Annotated in this window: 19 protein-coding genes; 8 read left to right on the top strand and 11 right to left on the bottom strand. The window is 73.0% G+C overall.

Translation table 11 applies throughout. The annotated features are described in order from the left end of the window. Positions 1-70: 70 nt before the first annotated feature. Positions 71-1,210 carry a nitric oxide synthase oxygenase gene (locus ACZ6SA_RS02165; RefSeq protein ID WP_347641859.1) on the top strand — a complete coding sequence of 380 codons (1,140 nt, stop codon included), beginning with the start codon at positions 71-73 and terminating at the stop codon, positions 1,208-1,210. Positions 1,211-1,249: 39 nt separating this feature from the next. After that, entirely contained in the window at positions 1,250-2,023 is a 774-nt protein-coding gene (locus tag ACZ6SA_RS02160) for an enoyl-CoA hydratase-related protein (RefSeq protein ID WP_465826143.1), read from the top strand. An 82-nt stretch (positions 2,024-2,105) separates the two neighbouring features. Here ACZ6SA_RS02160 and galK read toward each other — a convergent pair whose 3' ends face one another. After that, the gene (gene galK, locus ACZ6SA_RS02155; RefSeq protein ID WP_347641861.1) at positions 2,106-3,215 is read right to left on the bottom strand and encodes a galactokinase; all 1,110 of its coding nucleotides are present in this window, start codon (positions 3,213-3,215) and stop codon (positions 2,106-2,108) included. A 43-nt stretch (positions 3,216-3,258) separates the two neighbouring features. Between galK and ACZ6SA_RS02150 the strand changes: the two genes are divergently transcribed. Further along, positions 3,259-4,107 carry a 1-aminocyclopropane-1-carboxylate deaminase/D-cysteine desulfhydrase gene (locus ACZ6SA_RS02150; RefSeq protein WP_465826142.1) on the top strand — a complete coding sequence of 283 codons (849 nt, stop codon included), beginning with the start codon at positions 3,259-3,261 and terminating at the stop codon, positions 4,105-4,107. On the opposite strand, the gene ACZ6SA_RS02145 is transcribed toward ACZ6SA_RS02150, so the two are convergent. The 3 genes from ACZ6SA_RS02145 to ACZ6SA_RS02135 form a co-directional block, all read right to left on the bottom strand. Next, the gene (locus ACZ6SA_RS02145) at positions 4,032-4,703 is read right to left on the bottom strand and encodes a DUF6766 family protein (RefSeq protein ID WP_347641863.1); all 672 of its coding nucleotides are present in this window, start codon (positions 4,701-4,703) and stop codon (positions 4,032-4,034) included. The two genes, ACZ6SA_RS02150 and ACZ6SA_RS02145, sit on opposite strands and share 76 nt — an antisense overlap. A 79-nt stretch (positions 4,704-4,782) precedes the next feature. Next, on the bottom strand, positions 4,783-5,166 hold the full coding sequence (locus ACZ6SA_RS02140) for a hypothetical protein (RefSeq protein ID WP_465826140.1): 384 nt from the start codon (positions 5,164-5,166) through the stop codon (positions 4,783-4,785). 54 nt (positions 5,167-5,220) lie between these two features. After that, on the bottom strand, positions 5,221-5,766 hold the full coding sequence (locus ACZ6SA_RS02135; protein ID WP_465826138.1) for a hypothetical protein: 546 nt from the start codon (positions 5,764-5,766) through the stop codon (positions 5,221-5,223). Positions 5,767-5,888: 122 nt separating this feature from the next. Here ACZ6SA_RS02135 and ACZ6SA_RS02130 point away from each other — a divergent pair, with 122 nt between their 5' ends. The 4 genes from ACZ6SA_RS02130 to ACZ6SA_RS02115 all read left to right on the top strand — a co-directional run bounded on the left by ACZ6SA_RS02130 (position 5,889) and on the right by ACZ6SA_RS02115 (position 14,309). Then, complete coding sequence (locus tag ACZ6SA_RS02130) at positions 5,889-10,823, top strand: tetratricopeptide repeat protein (protein ID WP_465826136.1); 4,935 nt, start codon at positions 5,889-5,891, stop codon at positions 10,821-10,823. Between the two features lie 71 nt (positions 10,824-10,894). Further along, positions 10,895-11,623 (top strand): TetR/AcrR family transcriptional regulator, encoded by a 729-nt coding sequence (locus ACZ6SA_RS02125; RefSeq protein WP_465826134.1) that lies wholly within the window; start codon positions 10,895-10,897, stop codon positions 11,621-11,623. Further along, on the top strand, positions 11,620-14,151 hold the full coding sequence (locus ACZ6SA_RS02120; protein ID WP_465826132.1) for a PEP/pyruvate-binding domain-containing protein: 2,532 nt from the start codon (positions 11,620-11,622) through the stop codon (positions 14,149-14,151). The genes ACZ6SA_RS02125 and ACZ6SA_RS02120 overlap by 4 nt, the downstream gene beginning before the upstream one ends. 14 nt (positions 14,152-14,165) lie before the next feature. Continuing rightward, positions 14,166-14,309 carry a hypothetical protein gene (locus ACZ6SA_RS02115; protein WP_347641869.1) on the top strand — a complete coding sequence of 48 codons (144 nt, stop codon included), beginning with the start codon at positions 14,166-14,168 and terminating at the stop codon, positions 14,307-14,309. Positions 14,310-14,372: 63 nt separating this feature from the next. On the opposite strand, the gene ACZ6SA_RS02110 is transcribed toward ACZ6SA_RS02115, so the two are convergent. Both ACZ6SA_RS02110 and ACZ6SA_RS02105 read right to left on the bottom strand, forming a co-directional pair. Then, the gene (locus tag ACZ6SA_RS02110) at positions 14,373-15,548 is read right to left on the bottom strand and encodes an FAD-dependent monooxygenase (protein WP_465826130.1); all 1,176 of its coding nucleotides are present in this window, start codon (positions 15,546-15,548) and stop codon (positions 14,373-14,375) included. Next, positions 15,545-16,132: a TetR/AcrR family transcriptional regulator gene (locus ACZ6SA_RS02105; protein WP_347641871.1), complete on the bottom strand. Its 588-nt coding sequence runs from the start codon at positions 16,130-16,132 to the stop codon at positions 15,545-15,547. The genes ACZ6SA_RS02110 and ACZ6SA_RS02105 overlap by 4 nt, the downstream gene beginning before the upstream one ends. Positions 16,133-16,322: 190 nt before the next feature. Here ACZ6SA_RS02105 and ACZ6SA_RS02100 point away from each other — a divergent pair, with 190 nt between their 5' ends. Next, on the top strand, positions 16,323-18,311 hold the full coding sequence (locus tag ACZ6SA_RS02100) for a GTP-binding protein (protein ID WP_465826127.1): 1,989 nt from the start codon (positions 16,323-16,325) through the stop codon (positions 18,309-18,311). On the opposite strand, the gene ACZ6SA_RS02095 is transcribed toward ACZ6SA_RS02100, so the two are convergent. The 5 genes from ACZ6SA_RS02095 to ACZ6SA_RS02075 form a co-directional block, all read right to left on the bottom strand. Then, the gene (locus tag ACZ6SA_RS02095) at positions 18,308-19,060 is read right to left on the bottom strand and encodes an intradiol ring-cleavage dioxygenase (protein WP_347641873.1); all 753 of its coding nucleotides are present in this window, start codon (positions 19,058-19,060) and stop codon (positions 18,308-18,310) included. The two genes, ACZ6SA_RS02100 and ACZ6SA_RS02095, sit on opposite strands and share 4 nt — an antisense overlap. A gap of 203 nt (positions 19,061-19,263) precedes the next feature. Further along, positions 19,264-19,839, bottom strand: coding sequence for a P-loop nucleotide/nucleoside kinase family protein (locus tag ACZ6SA_RS02090; protein ID WP_465826125.1), 576 nt, complete (start codon positions 19,837-19,839; stop codon positions 19,264-19,266). A 40-nt stretch (positions 19,840-19,879) separates the two neighbouring features. Further along, positions 19,880-20,611, bottom strand: coding sequence for an SDR family oxidoreductase (locus ACZ6SA_RS02085; protein WP_347641875.1), 732 nt, complete (start codon positions 20,609-20,611; stop codon positions 19,880-19,882). A 49-nt stretch (positions 20,612-20,660) separates the two neighbouring features. Beyond that, positions 20,661-21,506, bottom strand: a complete 846-nt coding sequence (locus tag ACZ6SA_RS02080; RefSeq protein WP_465826123.1) for an oxidoreductase — start codon at positions 21,504-21,506, stop codon at positions 20,661-20,663. A 229-nt stretch (positions 21,507-21,735) separates the two neighbouring features. After that, positions 21,736-22,611: a helix-turn-helix domain-containing protein gene (locus ACZ6SA_RS02075; protein ID WP_465826122.1), complete on the bottom strand. Its 876-nt coding sequence runs from the start codon at positions 22,609-22,611 to the stop codon at positions 21,736-21,738. Between the last annotated feature and the right edge of the window lie 11 nt (positions 22,612-22,622).

The following is a 22,622-nucleotide window of genomic DNA, read 5'->3' as shown; positions in this document are numbered from 1 at the left end:
CCCGCCACCAGGACGTGCCGCCGACCCGGAATCGGCGGGGCGATCCGACGACGGAGGAACGGGTTGCCGCGTGCCCACCTGGATCAAGTCATTGCGCACCTTCGACACGCCCGCCGTGCAGGCCATGAACGCCGTGCTCGCGCGAACCGCCGACCTGCGCGCGGCGGAGCGTTTCCTCAGGCTCTTCCACGCTGAGAATCCCGCCGCGGGCGGACTCAACGCACGGCTGCGGGACGTCACCAGGGAGGTGGCCCGCACCGGGACCTACACGCACACGTACGAGGAGCTCGAGTTCGGCGCCCGGGTGGCCTGGCGCAACAGCAACCGGTGCATCGGCCGCCTCTACTGGCGGTCCCTGCGGGTACGCGACCGCCGGCAGGTGACCACGGCCGAGGGGGTGGCCCTCGAATGCGTCGCCCACCTGCGCGAGGCGACCGGCAACGGCAAGATCAGGCCCACGATCACCGTGCTGCCCCCCGACACCCCGGCGATGCGCGGGCCGCGCGTGCTCAACGACCAGCTCATCCGGTACGCCGGCTACCGCACGCCCGGCGGCGTCGTCGGCGATCCGCGCAACGCCGGCCTGACCGAGCGGGCCCAGGCCATGGGGTGGCGTGGCGGCTCCGGCCGGTTCGACGTGCTCCCGCTGATCGTCCAGCCGGGCCTGGGCGAGGCGCTGCTGTGCCACCTGCCCGGGGACGCCGTTCTGGAGGTGCCGCTGACGCACCCCGAATATCCGTGGTTCGCCGACCTCGGTCTGCGCTGGCACGCCGTTCCGGCTATTTCGGATATGTGCCTGGAGATCGGCGGCATCTGCTACCCGTGCGCGCCCTTCAACGGCTGGTACATGGGCACCGAGATCGGCGCCCGAAACCTGGCCGACGAGGACAGGTACGACCTGCTCGGGATGACCGCCGAGCGGCTCGGCCTGGACACCTCCACCGAGCGGACGCTGTGGCGCGACCACGCGCTGGTGGAGCTGAACGTGGCGGTGCTGCACTCGTTCGAGCGGGCCGGAGTCACGATGACCGACCACCACACGGAGTCGCGCCGCTTCCTGACGCACCTGTCGAAGGAGGAGAAGGCGGGGCGCGCCTGCCCGGCCGACTGGTCGTGGATCGTGCCACCGCTCTCGGGCGCCGCCACCCCCGTCTTCCACCGCTACTACGACACCCGTGTCCTCACCCCGGCCTTCGTCCACCACCGCTAGCCTTGCCACCCGGGGCTAGAACATGGTTCGGTTGGAGTCATGGCGGAACTCGTGCTCTCAACGGTCGACCAGGGCGTGCTCACCCTGACCTTCAACCGTCCCGACACCCTCAACGCGTGGACGGACGCCATGGGGCGGCGCTACTTCGACCTGCTGGCGGAGGCGGAGAAGGACCCCGCGGTCCGGGCCGTCGTGGTCACCGGCGCGGGCAAGGGGTTCTGCTCGGGCGCCGACTTCAAGACGCTCGACGCGCTCAGGACCGGCACCTACGACGAGCGGCCCGACCCCCGGCCCCACACCTTTCCCACGACCATCGGCAAGCCGATCATCGCCGCGGTCAACGGGGCGTGCGCGGGGCTGGGCATGGTCCACGCGCTCGTCTGCGACCTCGTCATGACGGCCGAGGAGGCCAAGTGGACGACGGCCTTCGCGCGGCGCGGGCTCATCGCCGAGTACGGGCTGTCCTGGGTGCTGCCGCGCCTCGTGGGACAGCAGCGGGCCATGGACCTGCTGCTGTCGGGCCGGGTGTTCACGGGGCGGGAGGCGTACGAGCTGGGGCTGGTCAACCGGGCGGTGCCGGGAGAGGAACTGGTGGCGCGGGCACGGGCGTACGCGCTCGAGCTGGCGGCGCACAGCTCGCCCGCGTCGATGGCGGTGATCAAACGGCAGCTCTGGCACGACTGGGAGGCGACGCTGGAGGAGTCCGCGCAAACGGCCGTCCGGGAGATGCTGGCCTCCTTCGAGCGGCCGGACTTCGCGGAGGGCGTCGCCAGTTTCCTCGAACGCCGCGCGCCGGACTTCCCCGCCCTCTGACCGCTGCCGGCGCGGGCAGGTCAGGGGGCGGACCGCAGGGGCAGGTCCAGCGGGCGGAACGGCACGCGCGGGTCAGCGGCCCTCAGATGCGGTGGGCGCCGCGGGCCGGGGTGGCGGGCAGGAACCGGGGGGCCTGGAAGCCGCGCTCGGCGTACGCGGCGGCCACCGACTCCTGGACGCGGTCGAGCCGATCGACCGGCACCAGGGCGATGGCCGAGCCGCCGAAGCCTCCGCCCGTCATGCGCGCGCCCCTGGCCCCGCCCCTGACCGCCGCCTCCACGGCGACGTCCAGCTCGGGTGACGACACTTCGTACTGGTCCCTGAGCGAGAGGTGCGAGGCGTTCAGCAGCGCGCCGATCTCCGTGACCGCGCCCGCGCGCAGCAGCCCGATCAGCGCCTCCACGCGGTGGTTCTCCGTGACGACGTGCATCGTGCGCCTGCGCTCGTCACCCTGGAGGAGCCCGAGCGCCGCGGGCAGGTCGGTGACGTCGCGCAGCGCGGGGACGCCGAGCTTGCGGGCCGCCGACTCGCACTCGGCGCGGCGCTTGGCGTATTCGCCGCCCGCGTGCTCGTGGTGCACCTGGGTGTCGATGATGAGCATGGCGAGGCCGTGGGAGGCCAGGTCGAGCGGGATGGTCCTGGAGGCGAGGGAGCGGCAGTCGAGGAACAGCGCGTGCCCCTCCTCGCACAGCGCCGAGGCCGCCTGGTCCATGATGCCGCACGGCATGCCGACGAAGTCGTTCTCGGCCTTCTGCCCGAGCAGGGCGATCTCCATGGGGGTCAGGCCGAGGCCGTGCAGGTCGTTGAGCGCGGAGGCGACGGCCACCTCGAGGGCGGCGCTGGAGCTCAGCCCCGCGCCCTGGGGGACGTCGCCGTCGATCGCGATGTCCGCGCCGGAGACGCGGTCGCCGAGCATGGCGAGGACGCCCACGACGTAGCGGGTCCAGCCCGTCGACTCCTCGTGGCCGGCCAGGGTGAGGGGGCCGCCGTCGGCCTGGAGTGACAGCAGGCGGATGGTCGCGTCGGCGCGCGGTGTGATCGCCGCGGTGACGCCCCACGGCACCGCGAAGGGCAGGACGAAGCCGTCGTTGTAGTCGGTGTGCTCGCCGATCAGGTTGACCCGCCCGGGCGCGTGCCAGACGGTTTCGGGGGACGCGCCGTAGGCGGCACGAAAAGCTTCAACAACGCGCATTATCGAACACTCCTCAACATAGGCCCGACCGTAGACTAGCGCCATGGAGGAACTCCTGGACCCAGGGCTCGGCCAGGTCCGGGTGTTCCTGGCGCACGACGACAACAAACCGCGCAAGCTGAAGTACAACCTGGGGCACTCCCGGCTGCTGACGTTCGGCGGCCCCTACTCCAACCACATCAGGGCCGTCGCCGAGGCCGGCCGGCGGCACGGGATCGAGACGATCGGCGTCATCAGGGGCGAGGAGCACCGGCCGCTCAACCCGGCACTCGCGCACGCCGCCGCCTGCGGCATGACGCTCGCCTACCTCGACCGGGCCTCCTACCGGCTCAAGCACACCGACGAGGTGCAGGCCCGGCTGCGGGAGCGGTGGGGTGACGGCGTGGTGATCCTGCCGGAGGGCGGGAGCAACGCCGCGGCCGTGCGCGGGTGCGCGGAGCTGCCGGGGGAGATCGCCGGCGACTACGACGTCATCTGCTGCCCGGTCGGCACCGGGGGCACCCTGGCCGGGATCTCGGCGGGGCTGCCCGAGGGGAAGCGGGCGATCGGGTTCGCGGTGCTCAAGGGGGCGGGGTTCCTCGCCGGCGAGGTGGCCAGGTTGCAGCGGGAGGCGTACGGCCGTACGTGGCCGAACTGGGAGATCAACCTGGACTACCACTTCGGCGGATACGCCAAGTCGACCCCGGCCCTAGAGCGATTCATCACGAAATATCGAGTCGAACGGATCTACGTGGCGAAAATGCTCTACGGCATCTTCGACCTCGCCCGCCAGGGCGCCTTCGAGCCCGGCACCCGCGTCGTCGCCGTGGTCACCGGTCAGCCCTCCACCCCGGTCGAGGCGTGCGGCGCCCCGACCGGCTTCGACTCGGGCGAGCCGCGCTGCCGCAGATAGATCGAGAGCACCACCATCGACAGCACGGCGAGCAGTTCCGACTGCCAGTTCTGCAGGCTCCGGTTCCAGAACTCCGGCGAGGTGACGTACGCGCTCCACGAGACCGGATCGCGCAGGTCGGTCAGCCGGTCGGCGTTGTAGGCCGCCTGCCCGGCCACCGACTGGGCCAGCCACGACAGCAGGAAGACGGCGCCCATCACCAGCCCCAGCGAGTTGCTGAACAGCCACAACCGCAGCCCTCTGGCCCGCGCCCAGGCGGGCGAGCCGGCCTCGGCGTAGCGGCCGATCCGCTGCTGCTCGTCGGACTCCGCCCCCTCCTCGCCCGGCTCCTTCGACTCGGGCGAGCCGCGCTGGACGAGCCAGACGGTCACCACGATGAACAGGAAGAACTGCAGGTACTCCGACTGCCAGTTCTCGGCCACGTCGACCGCGAAGGACGACGAGGCCACGTAGTCCGGCAGCGAGACCGGCTCCGCGCCCGCGGCCATCTGCCGGTCGTTGTAGTCGAGCAGCCCCGCCACGGCCTGCCCGCACACCGCCAGCACGAACAGGACGAGGAAGGTCACGGAGAGGGCGTTGTCCCTGAACCGCCTCACAGCCGCGACCATCCGATCGCGAAGAACCACGCCAGCCCCGCGACGATGACGAGCGTGGTGAGCGCGAACATCACTCGCATCAGTCCTCCACCTCGCACTCGTAGGGAAGGTCGCGAACCGGCCGGCAGCCCGCGGCCCTCACCCGCCAGCCGTCGCTGAACTGGTGCAGGAAGACCGTGTCGCCGGTCAGGCGCACCTGGGCCTCCTCGCCCCACACGCTCACCGCGGTGGGCCGGCCGCCGGGGTCCAGCCGCACCTCGCGCAGCGCGTCGGCGCAGGTCTGGCCGGGGCCGGGCAGCTTCTCGGCCGTCCTGCGGGCGAGCATGGAGCACGCGCTCGCCTCCTGCCGCCCGGCGATCGCGGCGTGGAAACGCTCCGCGGCCCGCGCGGGGGAGGCGGTGTCCACGGAGCAGCCGGCGACGGCGAGGGCGGCCAGCGCAGGCACGGCGAACGGGAACCTCATGCGCCTCCTGCTACCCGTCCGTACGCCGGGCATGCCGGAGCGGCTGGTCGCCCGTCAGCCCAGCTGGTCGAGCACCGGCGACACCAGAGCGTTGAGCTCGCGGACCAGCACCACCACCGCCCGGTGGGCGCTCTGCTCGACCTCGTCGTGCGGGCCCTCGGGCTCCGGCGGCAGGTCGTCGAGCGGCACCGGCGCCTCGACCAGCAGCGTGGCCCGCAGGAACGGGATCCTGGCGAGATCCTGCTGGGTCGGCTCGACGTACTGGCCGAAGGTCTCCTGCCAGCCCAGCCATCCCCGGTCGCGCCACCAGGCCCGCGACCGGGTCAGCTCCTCCGGCAGCGGCGAGACGACCCTGACGCGGGCGTAGAGGGTGCCGTCCCAGGTGTTGCGGTGGCAGGTCGCCTCGAGGACGCGGCGGTCCCACCGTACGTAGCCGGGGGTCAGCGACGGCGGCGTGGCCAGCCGCCAGGCCGCGCACGCGAACCTGACGGGCGCGATGTCACCCCATTCGAACTCCTCGAGGTTCTTGCGCACGTGTACGGCATAGCGCCCGTCACGGTCCCTGTCGAACTCCTGGTCGATCCAGAACGCGTTGCCCATGGGCACCACGCTACGGTGCGGCTCCACATCTCGGTGCGTCGGCTCCGAGATCCCGGAATGGCTGTGACCAAGCGTGGCGTATGTGTAGCTTTTTCACATTATTGGATGACCTTGGAGAGACGATGGCGTCAGAACAGCTCGACGCGGCCATGAAGCACTGGGAGGCGGGAGATCTCGACGAGGCCGCCGCGCTGTTCAGGCAGGTCGCGGCCACGGGTGACCCGGAGGCGTCCCACCTGCTGGCGGGGGTGCTGCAGGAGCAGGGAGACCTGGACGGCGCCGAGGCGGCGCACCGATCGGTGATCCAGTCGGGGGATCCGGTGTTCGGGCAGCGCTCGGCCATGGCCATGGGCATGATGCTGGTCAACGCCAAGGAGTGGCCGGCGGCCCACCGCGTGCTGACGATCGCCTCCGACGGCGCCGACTTCGAGGTGGCCGCGCTCGCCGAGACGGCCATGGTCCTGGTGTGCACCCAGCTGGGCGACGCCCAGGGCGCCCAGGAGGCGCTCGAACGTGCCCGCAGGTGTGACAGCCCCGCCGTGGCCGAGCTGGCCGCGCGGCTCGAACTGCCGGAGTTCGAGCAGGATCCCGCCTCGGCCCACGACCTGTACGAGGCGGCCGACGGCGAGGACGACTACCAGGCGCTGCTGACCTGCGGCGACCCCGAGATCGTGTCGCTGTCGGCGTTCCGGCTCTACCAGCTGTACGCCGAGGCGGAGGAGTTCGACGCGGCCCGCGAGGTGTGCGAGCACGCCATCGCCGTCGGGCACCCCGACCACCTGGCCATGGCGCACAAGCTGCTCGGAGCCGTCCTGGTGGACCTCGGCGAGTACGCCGACTCCGCGGACGCCTACCGGGTGGCCGCCGAGGACCCCAGGCCCGACATCCGGTTGCCGTCGCTGATCGAGCTGGCCAAGGTGACCGCGCAGCTCGGCGACGAGGACGAGACCAAGGCGATCTTCCACAGGGTGATCGCCAGCGGCCAGCGCGAGCACGCCGTCGAGGCCCAGGCGTGCCTGGCCCAGATGCACACCGAGGCGGGTGAGGTGCCCGAGGCGCTGGCCGCGCTGCGGGCGGTGCTGGAGGCCGGCGAGAGCGAGTGGGCATCGGTCAGCGTCACCCTGCTCGGCATCCTGCTCGAACAGCACCCCGGCGCCCACGACGAGATCATGGAGCTGACGGCGTTCGCGGCCGGGCACGCCGACGCCGACGCCGCGTACAAGGCCGGGCTGCTGCTCGACCACGACGCCATGCAGCAGCCGCTGCCCGACCCCGTCGAGGAGCAGGCGCTGCAGGACACCGACAACGGTCTCGCCCGGCTGCGCGACGGCGACCTGGCCGAGGCCAGACGGCTGCTGCGCAGGGCCGCCGACTCGGAGGCGCCGGCGCAGTCGCTGCGGGCCATGGTGGCGCTGGCCGAGCTGGAGCTGGGCGAGGGCGACCGGGAGCAGGCCGACGAGCTGCTGGCGTACGTGGCCGAGAGCTATGACCTGCTCCAGGGGTTCAGCGCGACGTTCCTGCTGCACCTGCTGAGGGAGCCGGGCGAGGAGCCGCACCCCGTGCTCGCGGCGATGCTCGACCACCAGCGGCTGGGCAGGGAGGAGGGGCTGGCCCGCTACCGCGCGACCATGGACCACCCGGACCCCGCCGTGGCCGCGATCGGGACCGCCGTGTTCGCCCAGGTGCTGGTCTCCATCGGGTTCGACCTGTCCCGCGCGGCCGAGCTGTTCGAGCGGGCGGTGGGCTCCGGCGACCCGCTGGCGTTGTCGTACACCGCCCTGATCAGCAAGGACGTGCTGCCGGACACGGACGAGGCGGCCGCGCTGCTGCGCCGGGCCTGGTCGGACGGCCATCCCGCGCTGGCGGCCTGGGTGGCGTACGCGCTGGGCGGGCTCGTCGCCGGGGACGACCCGCTCCTGGCGCGGGCCGCGTACGAGCGGGCCACGGCGGCGGAGCACCGGGGCCTGCGCCTGGAGGCCGCCGCCGACCTGGCGGGCCTGTACGAGAAGCAGGGCGACCTGCTGGCCGCCTGCCGCCTGCACGAGCGGTTGATCGCCCAGGGGGAGGGGGAGCGCAGCGCGCTGCTGCTGGGGTACACCAGGATCAGGCTCGACGACCTCGACGCCGCCCGCGCGGCCTTCGCGCTGGGCTCCGACGAGGTCAGCAGGTTCGGGCACGCGCTGCTCGGCCAGGACTTCGAGGCCGCCGCGGCGGCGTTCCCCTCGGGAGACGCGCAGGGGATGGCCGGCGCGCTCGCGATGGAGTGCGCGCACGCCTGGCAGCGCACCCGCCAGGCCGGCGCCGCCGACCGGGCGCTCTCCCTGCTGGTCGCGGCGGGGGATCCGGACCTGCGGCAGCGGGCCGGCTGCTACCTGGGCGCCCTGCGTGGCGACTCCGGTGACAAGCGCGGCGCCGTCGACGCGTGGCGGCAGGCCGCCGCCGGCGGCGACGACCACCTGACCGCGGTGGCGCTGCACTCCGCGGGACGGACGCTGATGGAGCTCGGCGAGCACGCCGAGGCCGCCGAGGCCTTCGCCGGGGTGCCGGAGACCGGCGACGAGGGCCTGCGGGCCCCGGTGGCCCTGGGGCTCGGCGAGGCGCTGGTGGCCTGCGGGCGCGTGGACGAGGCCGGCGAGCGGCTGGCCGCGGCGCTGGGCGGGGACGCGTCGCTGCGCCTCGCCCGGTTCCTGCTCGACCACGGCGACGCGGAGGGCGCGCTCGCGGCCATGACGGCCGCGCCGCCCGAGGTGACCGGGGAGTCGGAACGGCTGCGCGGCACGCTGCTGGCCAAAACCGGCGACCTGGAGTCCGCGCGGGCGGCGTTCGAGCGGGCGGCGGCCATGGACCCGGCCTCGGAGCCGCGGACCATGCTGGAGGCGGGCCGCTGCCTCATGGCGGCCGGTGACAGCGAGTCCGCGCGCTTCGCCCTGGAGCGGGCCGCCGCACAGGAGGACGACGCGTACGCCGCCGCCGTCTCCCGCCACCTCCTCGGCCGGGCCACCCCCGAGGAGCTGCCCTGGGTGCTGGCGGCGGAGGGCGACCGGCAGGGCGCGCTGGCGGCGCTGGCGGAGCAGACCGGCTCGGAGCCGGCGGCCGGGTTGCTGCTCGCGCTCGACGCCGAGGACCTGCCCGGCGTCCGCGACCTGCTGGCCGGCACGGACCCGGCCGGCCTGCAGGAGGCCCTGCGGGAGGTCATGTCCAGCGCGCGGGGCATGGACGACGGCGTGGCGGGCCCGTTCTACGAGCTGGTGGCCGAGCTGGGCGAGCCGGCGCTCGCGGCGGAGGCCAGGATCGACCTCGGCGCCGTCCTCGCGAACGAGGGCCATCACTGCCGGGCCGAGCTGAGCTTACTGCCGGCCACCGAGCGGGCGGAGACGGCCGCGACGGCCTGGCGCGACATCGCGGTCGTACGCCGGCGCCGCGGCGACCTCGATGGAGCCGTGGAGGCGGCCAGGGCCGCGCTGCCCGCCACCGCCCTGGTCCTGGCCGACCTGCTGGGCGAGCAGGGCGACGCCGGCGGCGTGCGCGCGGCGCTGGCCGAGGGGGCGGCGGCAGGCGATCTCGAATGCCGCCGCCACCTGCTCGTCCATCTGCTCCAGGAGCAGGACCACGACGCCCTGGAGCGGGAGGCCGAGCAGGCCGTGGCCACCGGCGACCCGGAGACCGTCGCCATGGCCTACTGGACGCGCGGAGACGCCTGCAAGGCCAGGGGCGACATGGAGGCCGCGGCGCGCGCCTACGGCATGGGCGTCGACGCCGGCTTCCCCGCCACCACGTCGAGCATGCGGGTGGACCTGGCCAGGGCGCTGCGCGAGCTGGGCGACGCGGAAGGGGCGGCCCGCGAGGTCCGGCTGGCCGTCGAGTCCGGCGACCCGGACGCGATGGCCAGGGGCGGCGTGCAGCTCGGCGTCTGGCTGCACGAGGAGGGCGACGATCTCGCCGCCGCGCGGGCGTTCGAGGTGGCCGCGGGCACCGGCACCGACCTGGCCGGGACCGCCATGAACAACCTCGAAACCCTCGCCCATCAGGCCTGCGGGAGCGGCGATCACCCGCTGGCCATGCAGGTGCTCGCGCTCATGGGGGAGAGCGCCGCCGAGGCGGCCCGCGGGCTGGGCGACCGCTGCGAGGACCCGGAGGCCGTACGCGGGTACTACGAGCTGGACGGCGCCGGGCCCTTCACCGACCTGCGGGTGGCCGAGCGGCTGGCCGAGCTCGGGTGTACGGACGAGGCCCGCGCGATCTACGAGCGGTTGCACGAGCACGACAACCCCGACGTGCGCTTCGTGGCCGGCGGCAGGCTGCTCGAGCTGCTCGACGCGGAGGGCGACTCCGAGGCCCTCTACGACCTGACCGAGCGCCAGGCGGGCGACGCCGACAGCCCGGCGAGAGGCGTGTTCGCCAGCCTGCTCGGCATGCTGCAGAGCGACCAGGGCGACACCGAGCAGTCGCTGCACACGCTGCGGGAGGCGGCGGAGGGCGGAGACCCGACCGTGCTCACCACGTTCGCCCAGGCGCTGGTCGAGGCGGGCGAGGTCGACGAGGGCCGCGAGGTCTACCGCCGGGTGGTCGACGCCGGCGACGCCGACCGGGCCGTGCGAGCCATGATCGGGATCGGGCGGACCTACCACGACGAGGACGGGACGCGGGCGCGCGAGTGGTACCGCAGGGCCGTCGACGCCGGAGACGGGCACCACGGCGCCGTGGCGGCCATGTACCTGGGCGCGCTGGCCAAGCGCGAGCGGGACTTCGGCGAGGCGCTCACCTGGTACCAGCGGGTCATCGACGCGGGCGACTCCGAGTCGGGGCTGGCCGCCGCGCATCTCGGCGAGCTCTGCTACTGGCTGGGGGACCGCGACGGGGCGCTGCGGTACTACGAGCAGACCCTGGGCCTGACCGAGCAGCCGGACCTGGTGGCCGAGGCGGCCTGCCGGCTGGGCGAGATCCGGTACGAGCGGGGCGACCTGGAGCAGGCCAGGCGGATGTTGCGCAGGGCGGTGGACACCGGCGACGCGTCGTTCGCCACCGAGGCCGAGGCGCTGCTCGCGAAGATCGGCTGACTGCGGCACGAGCTTGCGCATAATTTAATGACCGTTTAATCTCATCTAGTCAAACAAACGGGGTGAGATGCATGGTCAAGCCAGGACGACCGCCACAGGATCCGGCGCGCCAGCGCGAGCGGGCGCACCGGATCCTCGACGCCGCAACCGAGCTGGTTTTGCGGTGGGGCTACGACAAGACCACGATCGACGACGTGGCCAAGCACGCCGGCGTCGCCAAGGGCACCATCTACCTGCACTGGAAGACCCGCGACGAGCTGTTCACGGCGCTGCTGCGCCGCGAGCGGGTGCTCATGCTGGACGGCGTGCGCCGCGGCGGGCCCGCCACGCTCAGCGCGCTCTACGGCGCGTTCGCCCGCGAGCTGCTGCGCCGGCCCCTGCTCCACGCGCTGCTGGGCGACGGCTCCGAGATGCTCGGCAAGCTGACCCGCCGTAAGCTGCGCGGCACGAGCGCTCCGGAGCTGTTCCCGGCCCTGGACTCCTACCTGGCCGAGCTGATCAAGCGCGGCGCCGTACGCGAGGAACCGGGAGACCACGCCATGGTGGCCGGCGCGATCCTTTACGGGTTCCTGTTCATGCCGGAAGGCATGCGAGGGGTCACCCGGCCCTCCGACGACCAGGTCGCCGACCTCGTGGCCGACACCATCGAGCGCACGATGAGCACCGGCCGCCCGCTTGCCGGAAGCGACGCGGACGCCGTGGCCCGGGCCACGCTCGACTACCTCGACGCCGTCACGGAGATCGCGCAGGCGAAGCTGGCGGTCTCGATGAACGGCAGCACCGCGGGGAGCGCGCGATGAAGGCCGTGATCCCCCTCGACGACGCCGCCGCCGACCTGGCGACCGCGGGCGGCAAGGGCGCCTCACTCGCCCGGCTGGCCAGGGCGGGGCTGCCCGTCCCCGGCGGGTTCCACGTCACGACCGACGCCTACCGCGCGTTCGTGGCGGACTTCCGCGACGAGATCCTCAGGGCGTCCTCGGCCGACCCCGCCGTGATCGCCCGCATGTTCGCCGAGCACGACATGCCCGCCGGGATCGCCGAGGAGATCCGCCACGCGTACGCGGCGCTCGGCGGCGACGTGCCCGTCGCCGTACGCTCCTCGGCCACGGCCGAGGACCTGCCCGGCATGTCGTTCGCCGGGCAGCAGGACACCTACCTCAACATCAGGGGCGACGCCCTGCTCGACGCGGTCAAGCGCTGCTGGGCCTCGCTGTGGAACCCGCGAGCCATCGCCTACCGCGACCAGAACGGCGTCCCCCACGACGACGTGGCACTGGCCGTGGTGGTGCAGGAGCTGGTCGACGCGGACGCGGCCGGCGTCATGTTCACCGCCAACCCGGTCACCGGCGCCCGCGACGAGATCGTGATCAACGCCTCGTGGGGGCTGGGCGAGGCGGTCGTCGGCGGGCAGGTCACCCCCGACACGGTGGTGGTGTCCGGCGGAGCGGTCGTCCAGTCGCGCACCGCCGACAAGACGGTGATGACCGTCCGCACCACCACGGGCACCGAGGAGCGGCCCGTGCCCGGAGACCTGCGCGGCGCTGCCGTGCTCGACGACGCGCGGGCCGTGGAGCTGGCCGGGATCGGCGTGCGGATCCAGGCGCTCTACGGCACGCCGATGGACGTCGAGTGGGCCTCGCGCGACGGCGCGTTCGCCATCGTGCAGGCCCGCCCGATCACCGGCATCGCCCCCGAGGTCGAGGAGTGGAACGACAGCCTCAAGGGCGACTACCTGTGGACCGGCGGCAACCTGGGCGAGGCCATCCCCGACGTGATGACGCCGCTGACGTGGTCGTTCGTGCGGCTGTTCATCGCCGAGGCGATGTCCGCCTCGACCCTGCCCGGCTTCGACCTGGTCGGCAACATCGGCGGCCGCTTCTACATGAACCTGAGCGTCGTCCACTCCATCGCCACGGCCCTCGGCATGAAGAGCCGGCTCAGCGCGGTCGAGCAGGTCTTCGGCAAGGTCCCGCCCGGCCTCGACGTGCCGCTGGTGAAGGTCTCCCGGTGGGAGATCCTCAAGCGCGTGCTGCCCATGGCCGTGCGCATCCGCCGCCGCGTGCGGAAGAACCTCAAGGGCATGCACGCGTTCCTGGCCACCTCCCAGCAGCGCTGCGAGGACCTGCGGGAGAGGATCGCCGCCACCGGCTCCGCCGCCGAGCTGGCCGCCCTGTGGGAGGCGGAGATCCGCGAGCACACGGTCACCGCCTGCAGCATGCTGGAGGCGGCCGGCCGCCAGGGCGGCACGACCCTGGTCTTCACCCGCGACCGCCTGCGCCGGCTGATGGGCGAGCTCGACGCGGAAGCCATGCTGACCGGGGTCAACAGCGACGGCGAGCTGGCCAGCCTGGGCCCGGTGATGGGGCTGTCCAGACTGGCCAGAGGAGAGATCACCAGAGCCGAGTTCGCCCGCACGTACGGCCACCGCGGAGCCCACGAGTTCGAGGTGTCGATTCCGCGCCCCGGCGAGGACCCCGGCTGGATCGACGCCCAGCTCGCGGGACTGGGCGACCTGCGGCACGACACGGAGGCGCTGCTCACCCGGCAGGCCAGGGCCAGGGAGGAGGCGTGGGCGCGGTTCGCCGAGCGTTATCCCCGCAAGGAGGCCGGGATGCGCGCCCGGGTCCAGCAGTGGAGCGCCGTGGTGCGCGACCGCGAGTCGACCCGTTCCGAGAACATCAGGGCCTTCTGGGTGCTGCGGGCCTTCGCCGTACGCGCGGGGGAGCTGACCGGACACGGCGACGACGTGTTCTTCCTGTACCTGGAGGAGCTGCTCGCCCTGCTGCGCGGCGACCCGGCGGCGCTGGAGCGGGTGCCCGTGCGGCGGGCCACCTACGAGCGGTACGCCGCGCTGCCGCCCTACCCGGCGCTGATCGTCGGCCACTTCGACCCGGTGCGCTGGGCCGCCGACCCCGGCCGCCGGGCCGACCTCCACGACGCGCGCGGGTCCTCCGTCACGGTGAGCGACACCGTGACCGGCTTCCCCGGCGCGCCCGGCGTGGTCGAGGGCGTCGCCCGCGTGCTCTCGGGTCCCGAGGAGGGCGAGCGGCTCAAGCCGGGCGAGATCCTCGTCACGACGCTGACGAACGTCGGCTGGACGCCGATGTTCCCGCGGGCCGCCGCCGTGGTGACCGACCTGGGGGCGCCGCTGTCGCACGCCTCGATCGTCGCCCGCGAGCTCGGCATCCCGGCCGTGGTCGGCACCGGCAACGCCACCATGCGGCTGCGTGACGGCGACCGCATCAGGGTCGACGGCGAGCGGGGCACGGTCGAGTCGCTGGAGTCGCAAGACTCCGCCAAGGCGGGCGCTTCCGCGGGTGAGGTGTGATCACGTCGTTCGACATGATCGACCAACCGAACGCAGACGACGAACGCGAGCTGGAAGCGCGCTGCGCCCGCTTCAGGATCGCCAAGCAGGAACTCGACCGGGCCGGGCGGCGGCACGGCGACAGGGGCGAGGAGGACGAGGCCGGCTCCGCGGCGTGAAGGTGTCCCGAGCGCGGCGGCCGGCGTCGCGCTCGGCAGAAGCACGTCGTGCGTGAGGACGGGTCAGTCCTCACGCACGCTTTCGAGGACGTGCGAGCGGCCGCTGATCAGGCGGTGGCCGCCCGGGCTGAGCGAGTTGACGAACAGGCGACCGGCTCCCGGCAGGGCGGCCAGCCGGAGCATCAGGTCGCGTACGGCGATCCGCCACCGGTGCGACGGGGCCATCCACGCGATGAACCGCCGCCCTGAGTCCTGGACCTCGGCGATGCCCGGCGCCATGCGCTCCTGGTAGCGGCCGAGCGCGCCGGGCAGGTCGCCGCCCGCGGTGAGCTCGTCGGCCAGGACCCACGCCCCGGCCATGGCCATCGACGCCCCCTGCCCGGCGAACAGCGACACCGCCTGGCAGGCGTCGCCCACGAGCACGACCCGCCCCTCGTGCCAGCGCTCCATCTCGACCTGCGTCACCAGGTCGTAGTAGAGCTCGGGCGGGCCGGGACAGCGGGCCAGCACGTCCGGCAGGATCCAGCCGCGTTCACCGAAACCGCGGCGCAGCGCCGCCGCGGGGTCCTCCGGCAGCGCCGGGTCGGGGTCGCGGCGCAGGAACAGCAGGGACAGCCGGTCGTCGCCCAGCGCGTACGCGCCGGCCATCACACCGGGCTCGGTGAGCATCTGGTAGCGCGTGCCGATCTGCGCGCTGAGCCGCGCGTCCCGGAGGGTGAAGGCGGCCACGTGGTGACCGAGGAAACGCGGCGCCACGTCGCCGAAGGCGAGCTCGCGCACCCGTGAACGGGCGCCGTCGGCCCCCACGAGCAGGTCGGCCGCACGTGACGTGCCGTCCGTCAGCCGCACCGACACGCCGTCGGCGTGCTGGTCGAACGACTCGACGCTGGTGCCGTACGTGATGGGTGCGCGCACCTCGGCGGAGATCGCCCGCGCCAGGTCGCCGCGGAGCAGGCTCAGCACGTCGTCCAGGCCGGAGGGCAACGTCAGGCCGCTGGTCCGGCGGCCGTGCCGGTCGACGTAGCGGATCTCGCGCACCGGGTGGCGGACGTCGAGCAGCCGGGGCATCAGCCCCATCCGCCGGGCGACCTGCTGGCCGGGACCGTAGAAGTCGATCATGTAGCCGCCGTCGCGGAACGCCGCCGCGCGCTCGACCAGCTCCACCTCCCAGCCGACGCGTTCGAGGTGCCAGGCCAGCGTCACCCCGGCGATGCCGGCCCCGCAGATGAGGGCTTTCACGTCGTCTCCTCCCCGGGCGGGATGCCCAGCATGGTCCGCAGCGGCACTGCCATCGCCGCCACGTCGAGGTCCGGGTCGAGCGAACGGTGGAGGACGACGCCGTCGAGCGCCGCGGCCAGCATCGCGGCCGCGGTCGTCGCGTCGCCCTGGTAGCCCGACTCCGCCAGCCACGCCGCGACGTGGGAGCGGAACGCGGCTATCTGCCCGCCCAGCCGCCCGCGCAGCTCGGGCAGCCGTGTCGAGGCCAGGAACATCTCCACGACCAGCAGGGAGGCGGGATCCGTGCCGCCGTAGCGCGACAGCTCACCCAGCAGCCAGTCGACGCCCTCGCCGATGCGGGGGCGGGCGCAGAGCTCGTCGGCGAGGCTGTCGAGCAGCCCTCCGGTGAAGGCGATCCCGGCCTCGACGAGCAGGTCGGTCACGGAGGCGAAGTGGTAGTGGACGACGCCGGGCGCCACCCCGGCCCGCTCGGCGACCAGCCGGGTGGTGACGCCGCCCCACCCCACCTCGGGCACGAGGCTGACGGCCGCGTCGAGCAGCCGCTGCCGGGTGGCTCTGCCGCGTACCGCGGAGGTTGGGGGCATCTTCCGTGCTTTCTGGACGTTTGACTTGGGCATGTGCCCAAATCATAGCGTACGAAAAATTCGTTTGCCAGCCGGTCGCGGCTCTGGTGTGCTGACCTCAGCCCAACGATCAGAAGGAGCACCACCATGCGAGCACCTGTCATGTCCACCCAGGAAGGAAGCCCCATCTCAGTGAAGGACATGACGTTCGGTGCCCATCCTCAATCTCGGGATCCTCGCGCACGTAGACGCCGGTAAGACCAGCCTGACCGAGCGGCTGCTGCACGCCGCCGGCGTCATCGACGAGCCCGGCCGCGTCGATGACGGAAACACCCAGACCGACTCCCTGGCCCTGGAGCGGCAGCGCGGCATCACGATCAAGTCCGCGGTGGTCTCGTTCGTCGTCGGAGACACCACGGTCAACCTCATCGACACGCCCGGCCACCCCGACTTCATCGCCGAGGTGGAGCGCGTGCTGAGCGTGCTCGACGGCGCGGTCCTGGTCGTCTCGGCCGTGGAGGGCGTGCAGCCGCAGACCCGCGTGCTCATGCGCACGCTGCGCCGGCTGGGCATCCCCACGCTGATCTTCATCAACAAGATCGACCGCCGGGGCGCGGACTCCGGCCGGGTGCTGGGCGAGCTCGCCGAGAAGCTCTGCCCGGCCGTCGTCTCCATGGGTTCGGCCGCCGGTCACGGCACGGCCCGCGCGTCCTTCACGCCGTTCGGCGACGAGCCCGCCTTCGCCGGCCGTCTGCTCGACGTGCTCGCGGACCAGAGCGAGGCGCTGCTGGCCGCGTACGTGCACGACGAGAGCTCCGTCTCGTACGCAAGGCTCCGCGCCGAGCTCGCCGCCCAGACGGGGGAGGCGCTGGCGCACCCGGTGTTCTCGGGCTCGGCGATCACCGGCGCCGGCGTCGACGCGCTGATCGCCGGCATCGAGGAGCTGCTCCCGGCCGCCGAGGGCGATCCCGGGGGCCCGCTGTCCGGTACGGTCTTCAAGGTCGAACGCGGCCCGGCGGGGGAGAAGATCGCCTACGTGCGCATGTTCTCCGGCACGATCCGCACCCGCGACCGGCTGAGCTTCGCCCGTGAGGGGGAGCCTGGCGCGCCCCGCGAGGGGAAGGTCACCGCGATCAGCGTCTTCGACCGGGGCGGCGCGGCGCCGGGCCCCGGGGTGGGCGCGGGCCGCATCGCCCGGTTGTGGGGCCTGGCCGACGTCCGCATCGGCGACACGATCGGCCTGCCGCGCAAGGCCGAGGCGCAGGGCCATTTCCCGCCGCCGGCGCTGGAGTCGGTGGTGACGCCGGTCCGGCCCGGCGACCGTGGCGCGCTCCACGTGGCCCTCGCCCAGCTCGCCGAGCAGGACCCGCTGATCTCCCTGCGCCAGGACGACGTGCGCCAGGAGGTGTCGGTCTCCCTCTACGGCGAGGTGCAGAAGGAGGTCATCGAGGCCACGCTGCGCGACGACTACGGCATCGACGTCGCCTTCCGTGAGACGACCACGATCTGCGTCGAGCGGCCGATCGGCACGGGAGCCGCGGTCGAGGTGATCGCCAAGGATCCCAACCCGTTCCTCGCCACCGTCGGGCTGCGCGTCGAGCGGGGCCCGCGCGGCGGCGGGGTGGAGTTCCGGCTGGAGGTGGAGCTGGGCTCGCTGCCGTACGCGTTCATGAAGACGATCGAGGAGACCGTGCACGAGACGCTCCGGGAGGGCCTGCACGGCTGGCAGGTCGTCGACTGCGTGGTCACGCTGACCCACACCGGCTACTGGGCCAGGCAGAGCCACATGGGAGGAGGGTTCGACAAGAGCATGTCGAGCACCGCGGGAGACTTCCGCAACCTGACGCCGCTGGTCCTGATGAGCGCGCTGGCGCAGGCCGGCACCATGGTGGAGGAGCCGATGCAGAGCTTCCGCATCGACCTGCCCGCGGACACCGCCGGTCAGGTGCTGCCCGTGCTGGCCCGGCTGGGCGCCGTGCCGCGCGCCCAGTTCCCCGGCATGCTGGCGGGCGACATCCCGGTGGCCGGGGTGCACGCCCTGGAGCAGCAGCTGCCGGGGCTGACGCGGGGCGAGGGCGTGCTGGAGTGCGACTTCGACCGCTACCAGCCCGTACGCGGGCCGGTTCCCGAGCGCCCGCGCACCGATCACAACCCGCTCAACAGGAGGGAATACCTGCTGCGCGTCGTCCGGCGGGTCTAGCGGCCGTCCCGGCCGGGGTCGGCCGACAGGGCGATCGCGCCCAGGTAGCCGTCGCCGTCCTCCACGACCGTCATGAGCATGCCGTCGCGGTAGTCCTCGTCCTTCTCGTTGACCGTGTCGCGCCCGGGGTTCGCGGAGTACGGGGGCCTCGCCAGGACCGCGGCGTTGAGCGACTCGTCGAACATCAGCTGCGTGCACAGAACGCGCCGGTCGCTGACGTGGACCATGACGTGGATGTGCACGGTGCGGCCGGGGTACCAGCCCGGCCAGATCGTGGTGAACTGCACGATGCCGTCGGAGTTGGTGACCTGGGCGCCCCGCAGGTAACGCTTGTCGTCCGTGGGCGTCATATCGGTCATGAGCGGCATGCCGAGGCTGCCGCTCTTCGACTCGTGCTCGGCCCCCGAGTACAGACCGGCGGCGTCGCAGTGCCAGATCTCCACCACGGCGTCGCGCACCGGCCGGCACGTCGCGCTGTCCTGGATCCTGATGCCCAGCCGCAGCCGCACGCCCGGCTTGCCCTCGCGGATGTCGCTGCGGATCTTTCCGGCGTCGAAGTAGAAGGGTCCCTGCGTCGCGCTGGGCGTCAGCGTGCACGTGCCGGCGTCGGCGAGCAGCGAGGAGAGATCCGTGTTGACCGTGCCGGCCCTGGCACCGGAGGCCGACAGCAGGCCGCCGAGCCCGAGCGAGCTGACACCGGCGATCAGCCGCCGCCGGCTGACCCGCCGGCCCTCATGATCGTGTCGCATTTGAGTTCCTTCTGGGCGTTCCGTCCCCTGGCACGAACTTCTCACGGAACGACGGAAATCCCCCGAAGGCGCGGCGGTGACCAGGCGTTCTCGCCTGCACGCCGACCGATCCTTTACGGCGTCTCCTTACGGCGTCTTCTTTACGGCGCCGCATCGCGTACGCGCCCCCAACCGCACAACGGCGGCCCGCCCGCCCGGAACGATCAGAGCCCCGGCGGCGGCGAGCCGTAGATCGCCGGGATCGCCCGCTTGATCACCGCCACCGTCTGCTCGGGCGTCAACCCCGTGTTGTCGACTCCGAGGTAACGGTAGCCGTCCTGATCGGCGGCGATGGTCGCGTCTCCGGTGTCGGCCAGGTCCACCCGGTCACGCCACTCCTGCGTGGTCTGCTTGGCGCGGGTGAGCCTGCGGCGCTGCTGCTCGTCCCGCTCGACCAGCAACTGGACCATGTACACCTCGTCCGCCTCGGGGACGAGGTCGCGGAAGCGCAGGTAGTCATCGCGGGTGCGGAAGAAGCTGCCCGCGATGACGTTCACGTAGCCGGCGGCCCAGTAGTTGCGGACGAGGACCGCGACGTTGGACCGGAGCAGGTGCCAGAACGCCTCGTCGTAGTGGCATGGATTGACCTGGCCCAGGTCCTCGCCGTCGACCCGAGCCCCGTACGGCGTGTGCGGCAGCAGCGCGCGGATGATCGTGGTCTTGCCCGCGCCCTCCTGCCCCGCGACGAGGACCAGGCGGCGGGCGGCGGGCTGGTGCGCAGACGCCTCGGAAGTGAACACGATCCACCAGCCTCCCACGCGGGCCGCGCCCCCCTGCCGGTCAGCGCTGCCGTGCCGGGCGGATGATCAGCTCGTTGACGTCCACCTCCGGCGGCTGGCCGACCGCGTACGCGATGGCGTCGGCGATCGCGGAGGGCGGGATGGAGTCCGCACGGTAGGTGCGCATCGCCTCCCGGGCGCCGGCCTCGGTGATGGTGTCCGCGAGCTCGGACTCCACCACGCCCGGCGAGACGGTGGTGACGCGGATGCTCGGGTCGAGCTCCAGGCGCAGGCCCTCGGTGATCGCCCAGGCGGCGTACTTCGTGGCGCAGTAGACCGCGCCCGTCGGCACCACCTGGTGGGCGCCGATGGAGGCGACGGTGACGAAATGGCCGCCGCCCTGGCGCTGGAAGTGCGGGAGCGCGGCGGCGATGCCGTGCAGCAGGCCGCGCACGTTCACGTCGATCATCCGGTTCCACTCCTCCACCAGCAGGGAGTCGAGCCGGGACAGCGGCATCACGCCCGCGTTGTTCACGATCACGTCGATCCGGCCGTGCCGTTCGGCGGCGGCGTCGGTGAACGCGGCGACGTCCTCGCGGTCGGTCACGTCGAGGCGCCGCACGTCGACCGTGCCGCCGGCCTCCTCGATCCGGCCGGCGAGCTCATCGAGACGGTCCGTGCGGCGGGCGCCGATGACGACGTGGTTCCCGTCGGCTGCCAGCCGCAGCGCGGTGGCCTGGCCGATGCCGCTGCTGGCACCGGTGATCAGGACGATCTTCTCAGTGGTGGTCATCTCATCGTTTCCTTCGTTTCGGTACGCCGGCTGGTTCCGGGCTGCCGCCCTACGCCGGGAAGTCGGCGCTGAGCGTGAGGTCACGCCAGGTGTCGAAGCCGGTTCTGAGGGTGTCCAGCCGGGCCGAGGCGACGTCGTACGCCGCCCTGCCCAGCAACAGGCGGAGCGGCGGCGCATCGGCTCCGACCGCGGCGATGATCGCCTGAGCCGCCCGCTCGGGGTCGCCGGGCTGTTTGCCGTAGGTCGCCAGCGTGGTGGCGCGGCGCGCGCCCGCCGTCTGCGCGTAGTCGTCGATCCGCACGGGGGACTGGCGCATGGAAGGGCCGGACCAGTTGGTACGGAAGGCGCCGGGCTCCACGATCGTGACCTTGATGCCCAGGGGAGCCACCTCCGCGGCCAGCGACTCCGACACTCCCTCCACGGCGAACTTGGTGGCGTGGTAGTAGCCGGTCGCGCCGAAGGCCGCCAGACCGCCGAGCGAGGAGACGTTCACGACGTGGCCGGCGCGGCGGGCGCGCATGCCGGGGAGCACGGCCTTGGTGACGTCGAGCAGGCCGAAGACGTTCGTGTCGAACAGCGCGCGGACCTCGTCGTCCTCGCCCTCCTCGACGGCGGCCAGATAGCCGTACCCGGCGTTGTTGACCAGGACGTCGATGCGGCCGAAGACGGACTCCGCCCGGGTGACGGCCTCCTTGATCTGGTCCTGGTCGGTGACGTCGAGCGGCAGGGCCAGGGCCCGGTCTCCGTGGCGCGCGGCCAGGTCCGCGACCTGCGCCGGGTCGCGGGCGGTGACGGCCGCGCGCCCGCCGCCCGCCAGGACGGCGTCGGCCAGCGCCCGGCCGAGACCGGTGGAGCAGCCGGTGATGAACCAGACGGGCGTGTCATTGGTGGTCATACGAGGAGTCACTCCAGAGTGGTGTTCCACGTGTTCACGTGGTGGTCGTCGTGCGTGGTCGTCGTGCGTGTGAGCGGGCGTGTCAGTGGGAGTGGTCGTAACCGTTGGCCGGTGGCCGGTGCTTGTCGGTCGTGTGCGGGCGTGGTCGGTGTGGGTGTTGTCGGGCGCTTTCTGGCATGACAAATCAGCGCGTCGGCCATCGGGGCGGGCGCGTGGCTGGTGTGGGGGATCAGTCCTCGGTGGCGGGCGGTCGTTCGGCGGCGTGCGCCGGGCGCCGTACCTCCTGCTCGGCCGTCAGGCTGCCCAGCAGGGCCAGCGCCTCCTCGGAAGGGCTGCCCGGGTCGGCCTGGTAGACGACCAGTTGCTGGCCGGGGGCGCTGTTCACGGTCAGCGACTCGTAGTGGAGCGTCAGCTCGCCCACCAGCGGGTGCCGGAACCGCTTGGTCTCATGGGTCTTCTGGCGGATGTCGTGGCGGGCCCACAACGTGCGGAAGGCCTCGCTCCTGAGCGACAGCTCGCCCACCACCTCGATCAGCCGCGGGTCGTCGGGGTCGGTGCCGGCCGCCGCGCGCAGCCCGGCGACGGTGTTGACGGCCACCCGGTCCCAGTCGGGATAGAAGTCCCGCGCGTCCTCGTCGAGGAACACCAGCCGCACCAGGTCGTCGCTGTGGGCGTGGCCGGCGAACAGGGCCTTGCCCAGGGCGTTGCCCGCCAGCACGGTCAGGCGGGGGCCCAGCACGACCGCCGGCGTGTGCGGCCAGGCCCGCATCATGCGCAGCAGGTACGGGCTGACCTGCTCGCGTCCGGGAGCCGCCCGCCGCCGCCCGGTGGACGCACCGGCCAGCCGGAGCAGGTGGGCGGCCGCGTCCTCCTCCAGGGCGAGGGCGCGGGCCAGCGCGTCGACCACCTGCGCGGACGGGTGGCGCTCGCGGCCCTGCTCCAGCCGTACGTAATAGTCGGTGCTCACGCCCGCCAGCTGGGCCACCTCGTCGCGGCGCAGCCCCGCCACCCGGCGGCGCGTGCCCGGCGGCAGGCCCAGATCCTCCGGCTGGAGCAGCTCGCGGCGGGCTCGCAGGAACTGGCCGAGCAGGTTGTCCCTGTTCATACCTTCGAGGC

Source organism: Nonomuraea sp. NPDC049378 (genome assembly GCF_055586745.1).
Note: the sequence above shows the minus strand (reverse complement) of the source record. Positions and strands in the feature narration are given on the sequence as shown.

What these genes read in the sequence shown, in the direction of transcription:
- ACZ6SA_RS02160 (WP_465826143.1), top strand. Translation starts at nt 1,250, where the DNA reads ATGGCGGAACTCGTGCTCTCAACGGTCGACCAGGGCGTGCTCACCCTG.
- galK (WP_347641861.1), bottom strand. Translation starts at nt 3,215, where the DNA reads ATGCGCGTTGTTGAAGCTTTTCGTGCCGCCTACGGCGCGTCCCCCGAA.
- ACZ6SA_RS02150 (WP_465826142.1), top strand. Translation starts at nt 3,259, where the DNA reads ATGGAGGAACTCCTGGACCCAGGGCTCGGCCAGGTCCGGGTGTTCCTG.
- ACZ6SA_RS02140 (WP_465826140.1), bottom strand. Translation starts at nt 5,166, where the DNA reads ATGAGGTTCCCGTTCGCCGTGCCTGCGCTGGCCGCCCTCGCCGTCGCC.
- ACZ6SA_RS02135 (WP_465826138.1), bottom strand. Translation starts at nt 5,766, where the DNA reads ATGGGCAACGCGTTCTGGATCGACCAGGAGTTCGACAGGGACCGTGAC.
- ACZ6SA_RS02130 (WP_465826136.1), top strand. Translation starts at nt 5,889, where the DNA reads ATGGCGTCAGAACAGCTCGACGCGGCCATGAAGCACTGGGAGGCGGGA.
- ACZ6SA_RS02125 (WP_465826134.1), top strand. Translation starts at nt 10,895, where the DNA reads ATGGTCAAGCCAGGACGACCGCCACAGGATCCGGCGCGCCAGCGCGAG.
- ACZ6SA_RS02120 (WP_465826132.1), top strand. Translation starts at nt 11,620, where the DNA reads ATGAAGGCCGTGATCCCCCTCGACGACGCCGCCGCCGACCTGGCGACC.
- ACZ6SA_RS02115 (WP_347641869.1), top strand. Translation starts at nt 14,166, where the DNA reads ATGATCGACCAACCGAACGCAGACGACGAACGCGAGCTGGAAGCGCGC.
- ACZ6SA_RS02105 (WP_347641871.1), bottom strand. Translation starts at nt 16,132, where the DNA reads ATGCCCCCAACCTCCGCGGTACGCGGCAGAGCCACCCGGCAGCGGCTG.
- ACZ6SA_RS02095 (WP_347641873.1), bottom strand. Translation starts at nt 19,060, where the DNA reads ATGCGACACGATCATGAGGGCCGGCGGGTCAGCCGGCGGCGGCTGATC.
- ACZ6SA_RS02085 (WP_347641875.1), bottom strand. Translation starts at nt 20,611, where the DNA reads ATGACCACCACTGAGAAGATCGTCCTGATCACCGGTGCCAGCAGCGGC.
- ACZ6SA_RS02080 (WP_465826123.1), bottom strand. Translation starts at nt 21,506, where the DNA reads ATGACCACCAATGACACGCCCGTCTGGTTCATCACCGGCTGCTCCACC.
- ACZ6SA_RS02075 (WP_465826122.1), bottom strand. Translation starts at nt 22,611, where the DNA reads ATGAACAGGGACAACCTGCTCGGCCAGTTCCTGCGAGCCCGCCGCGAG.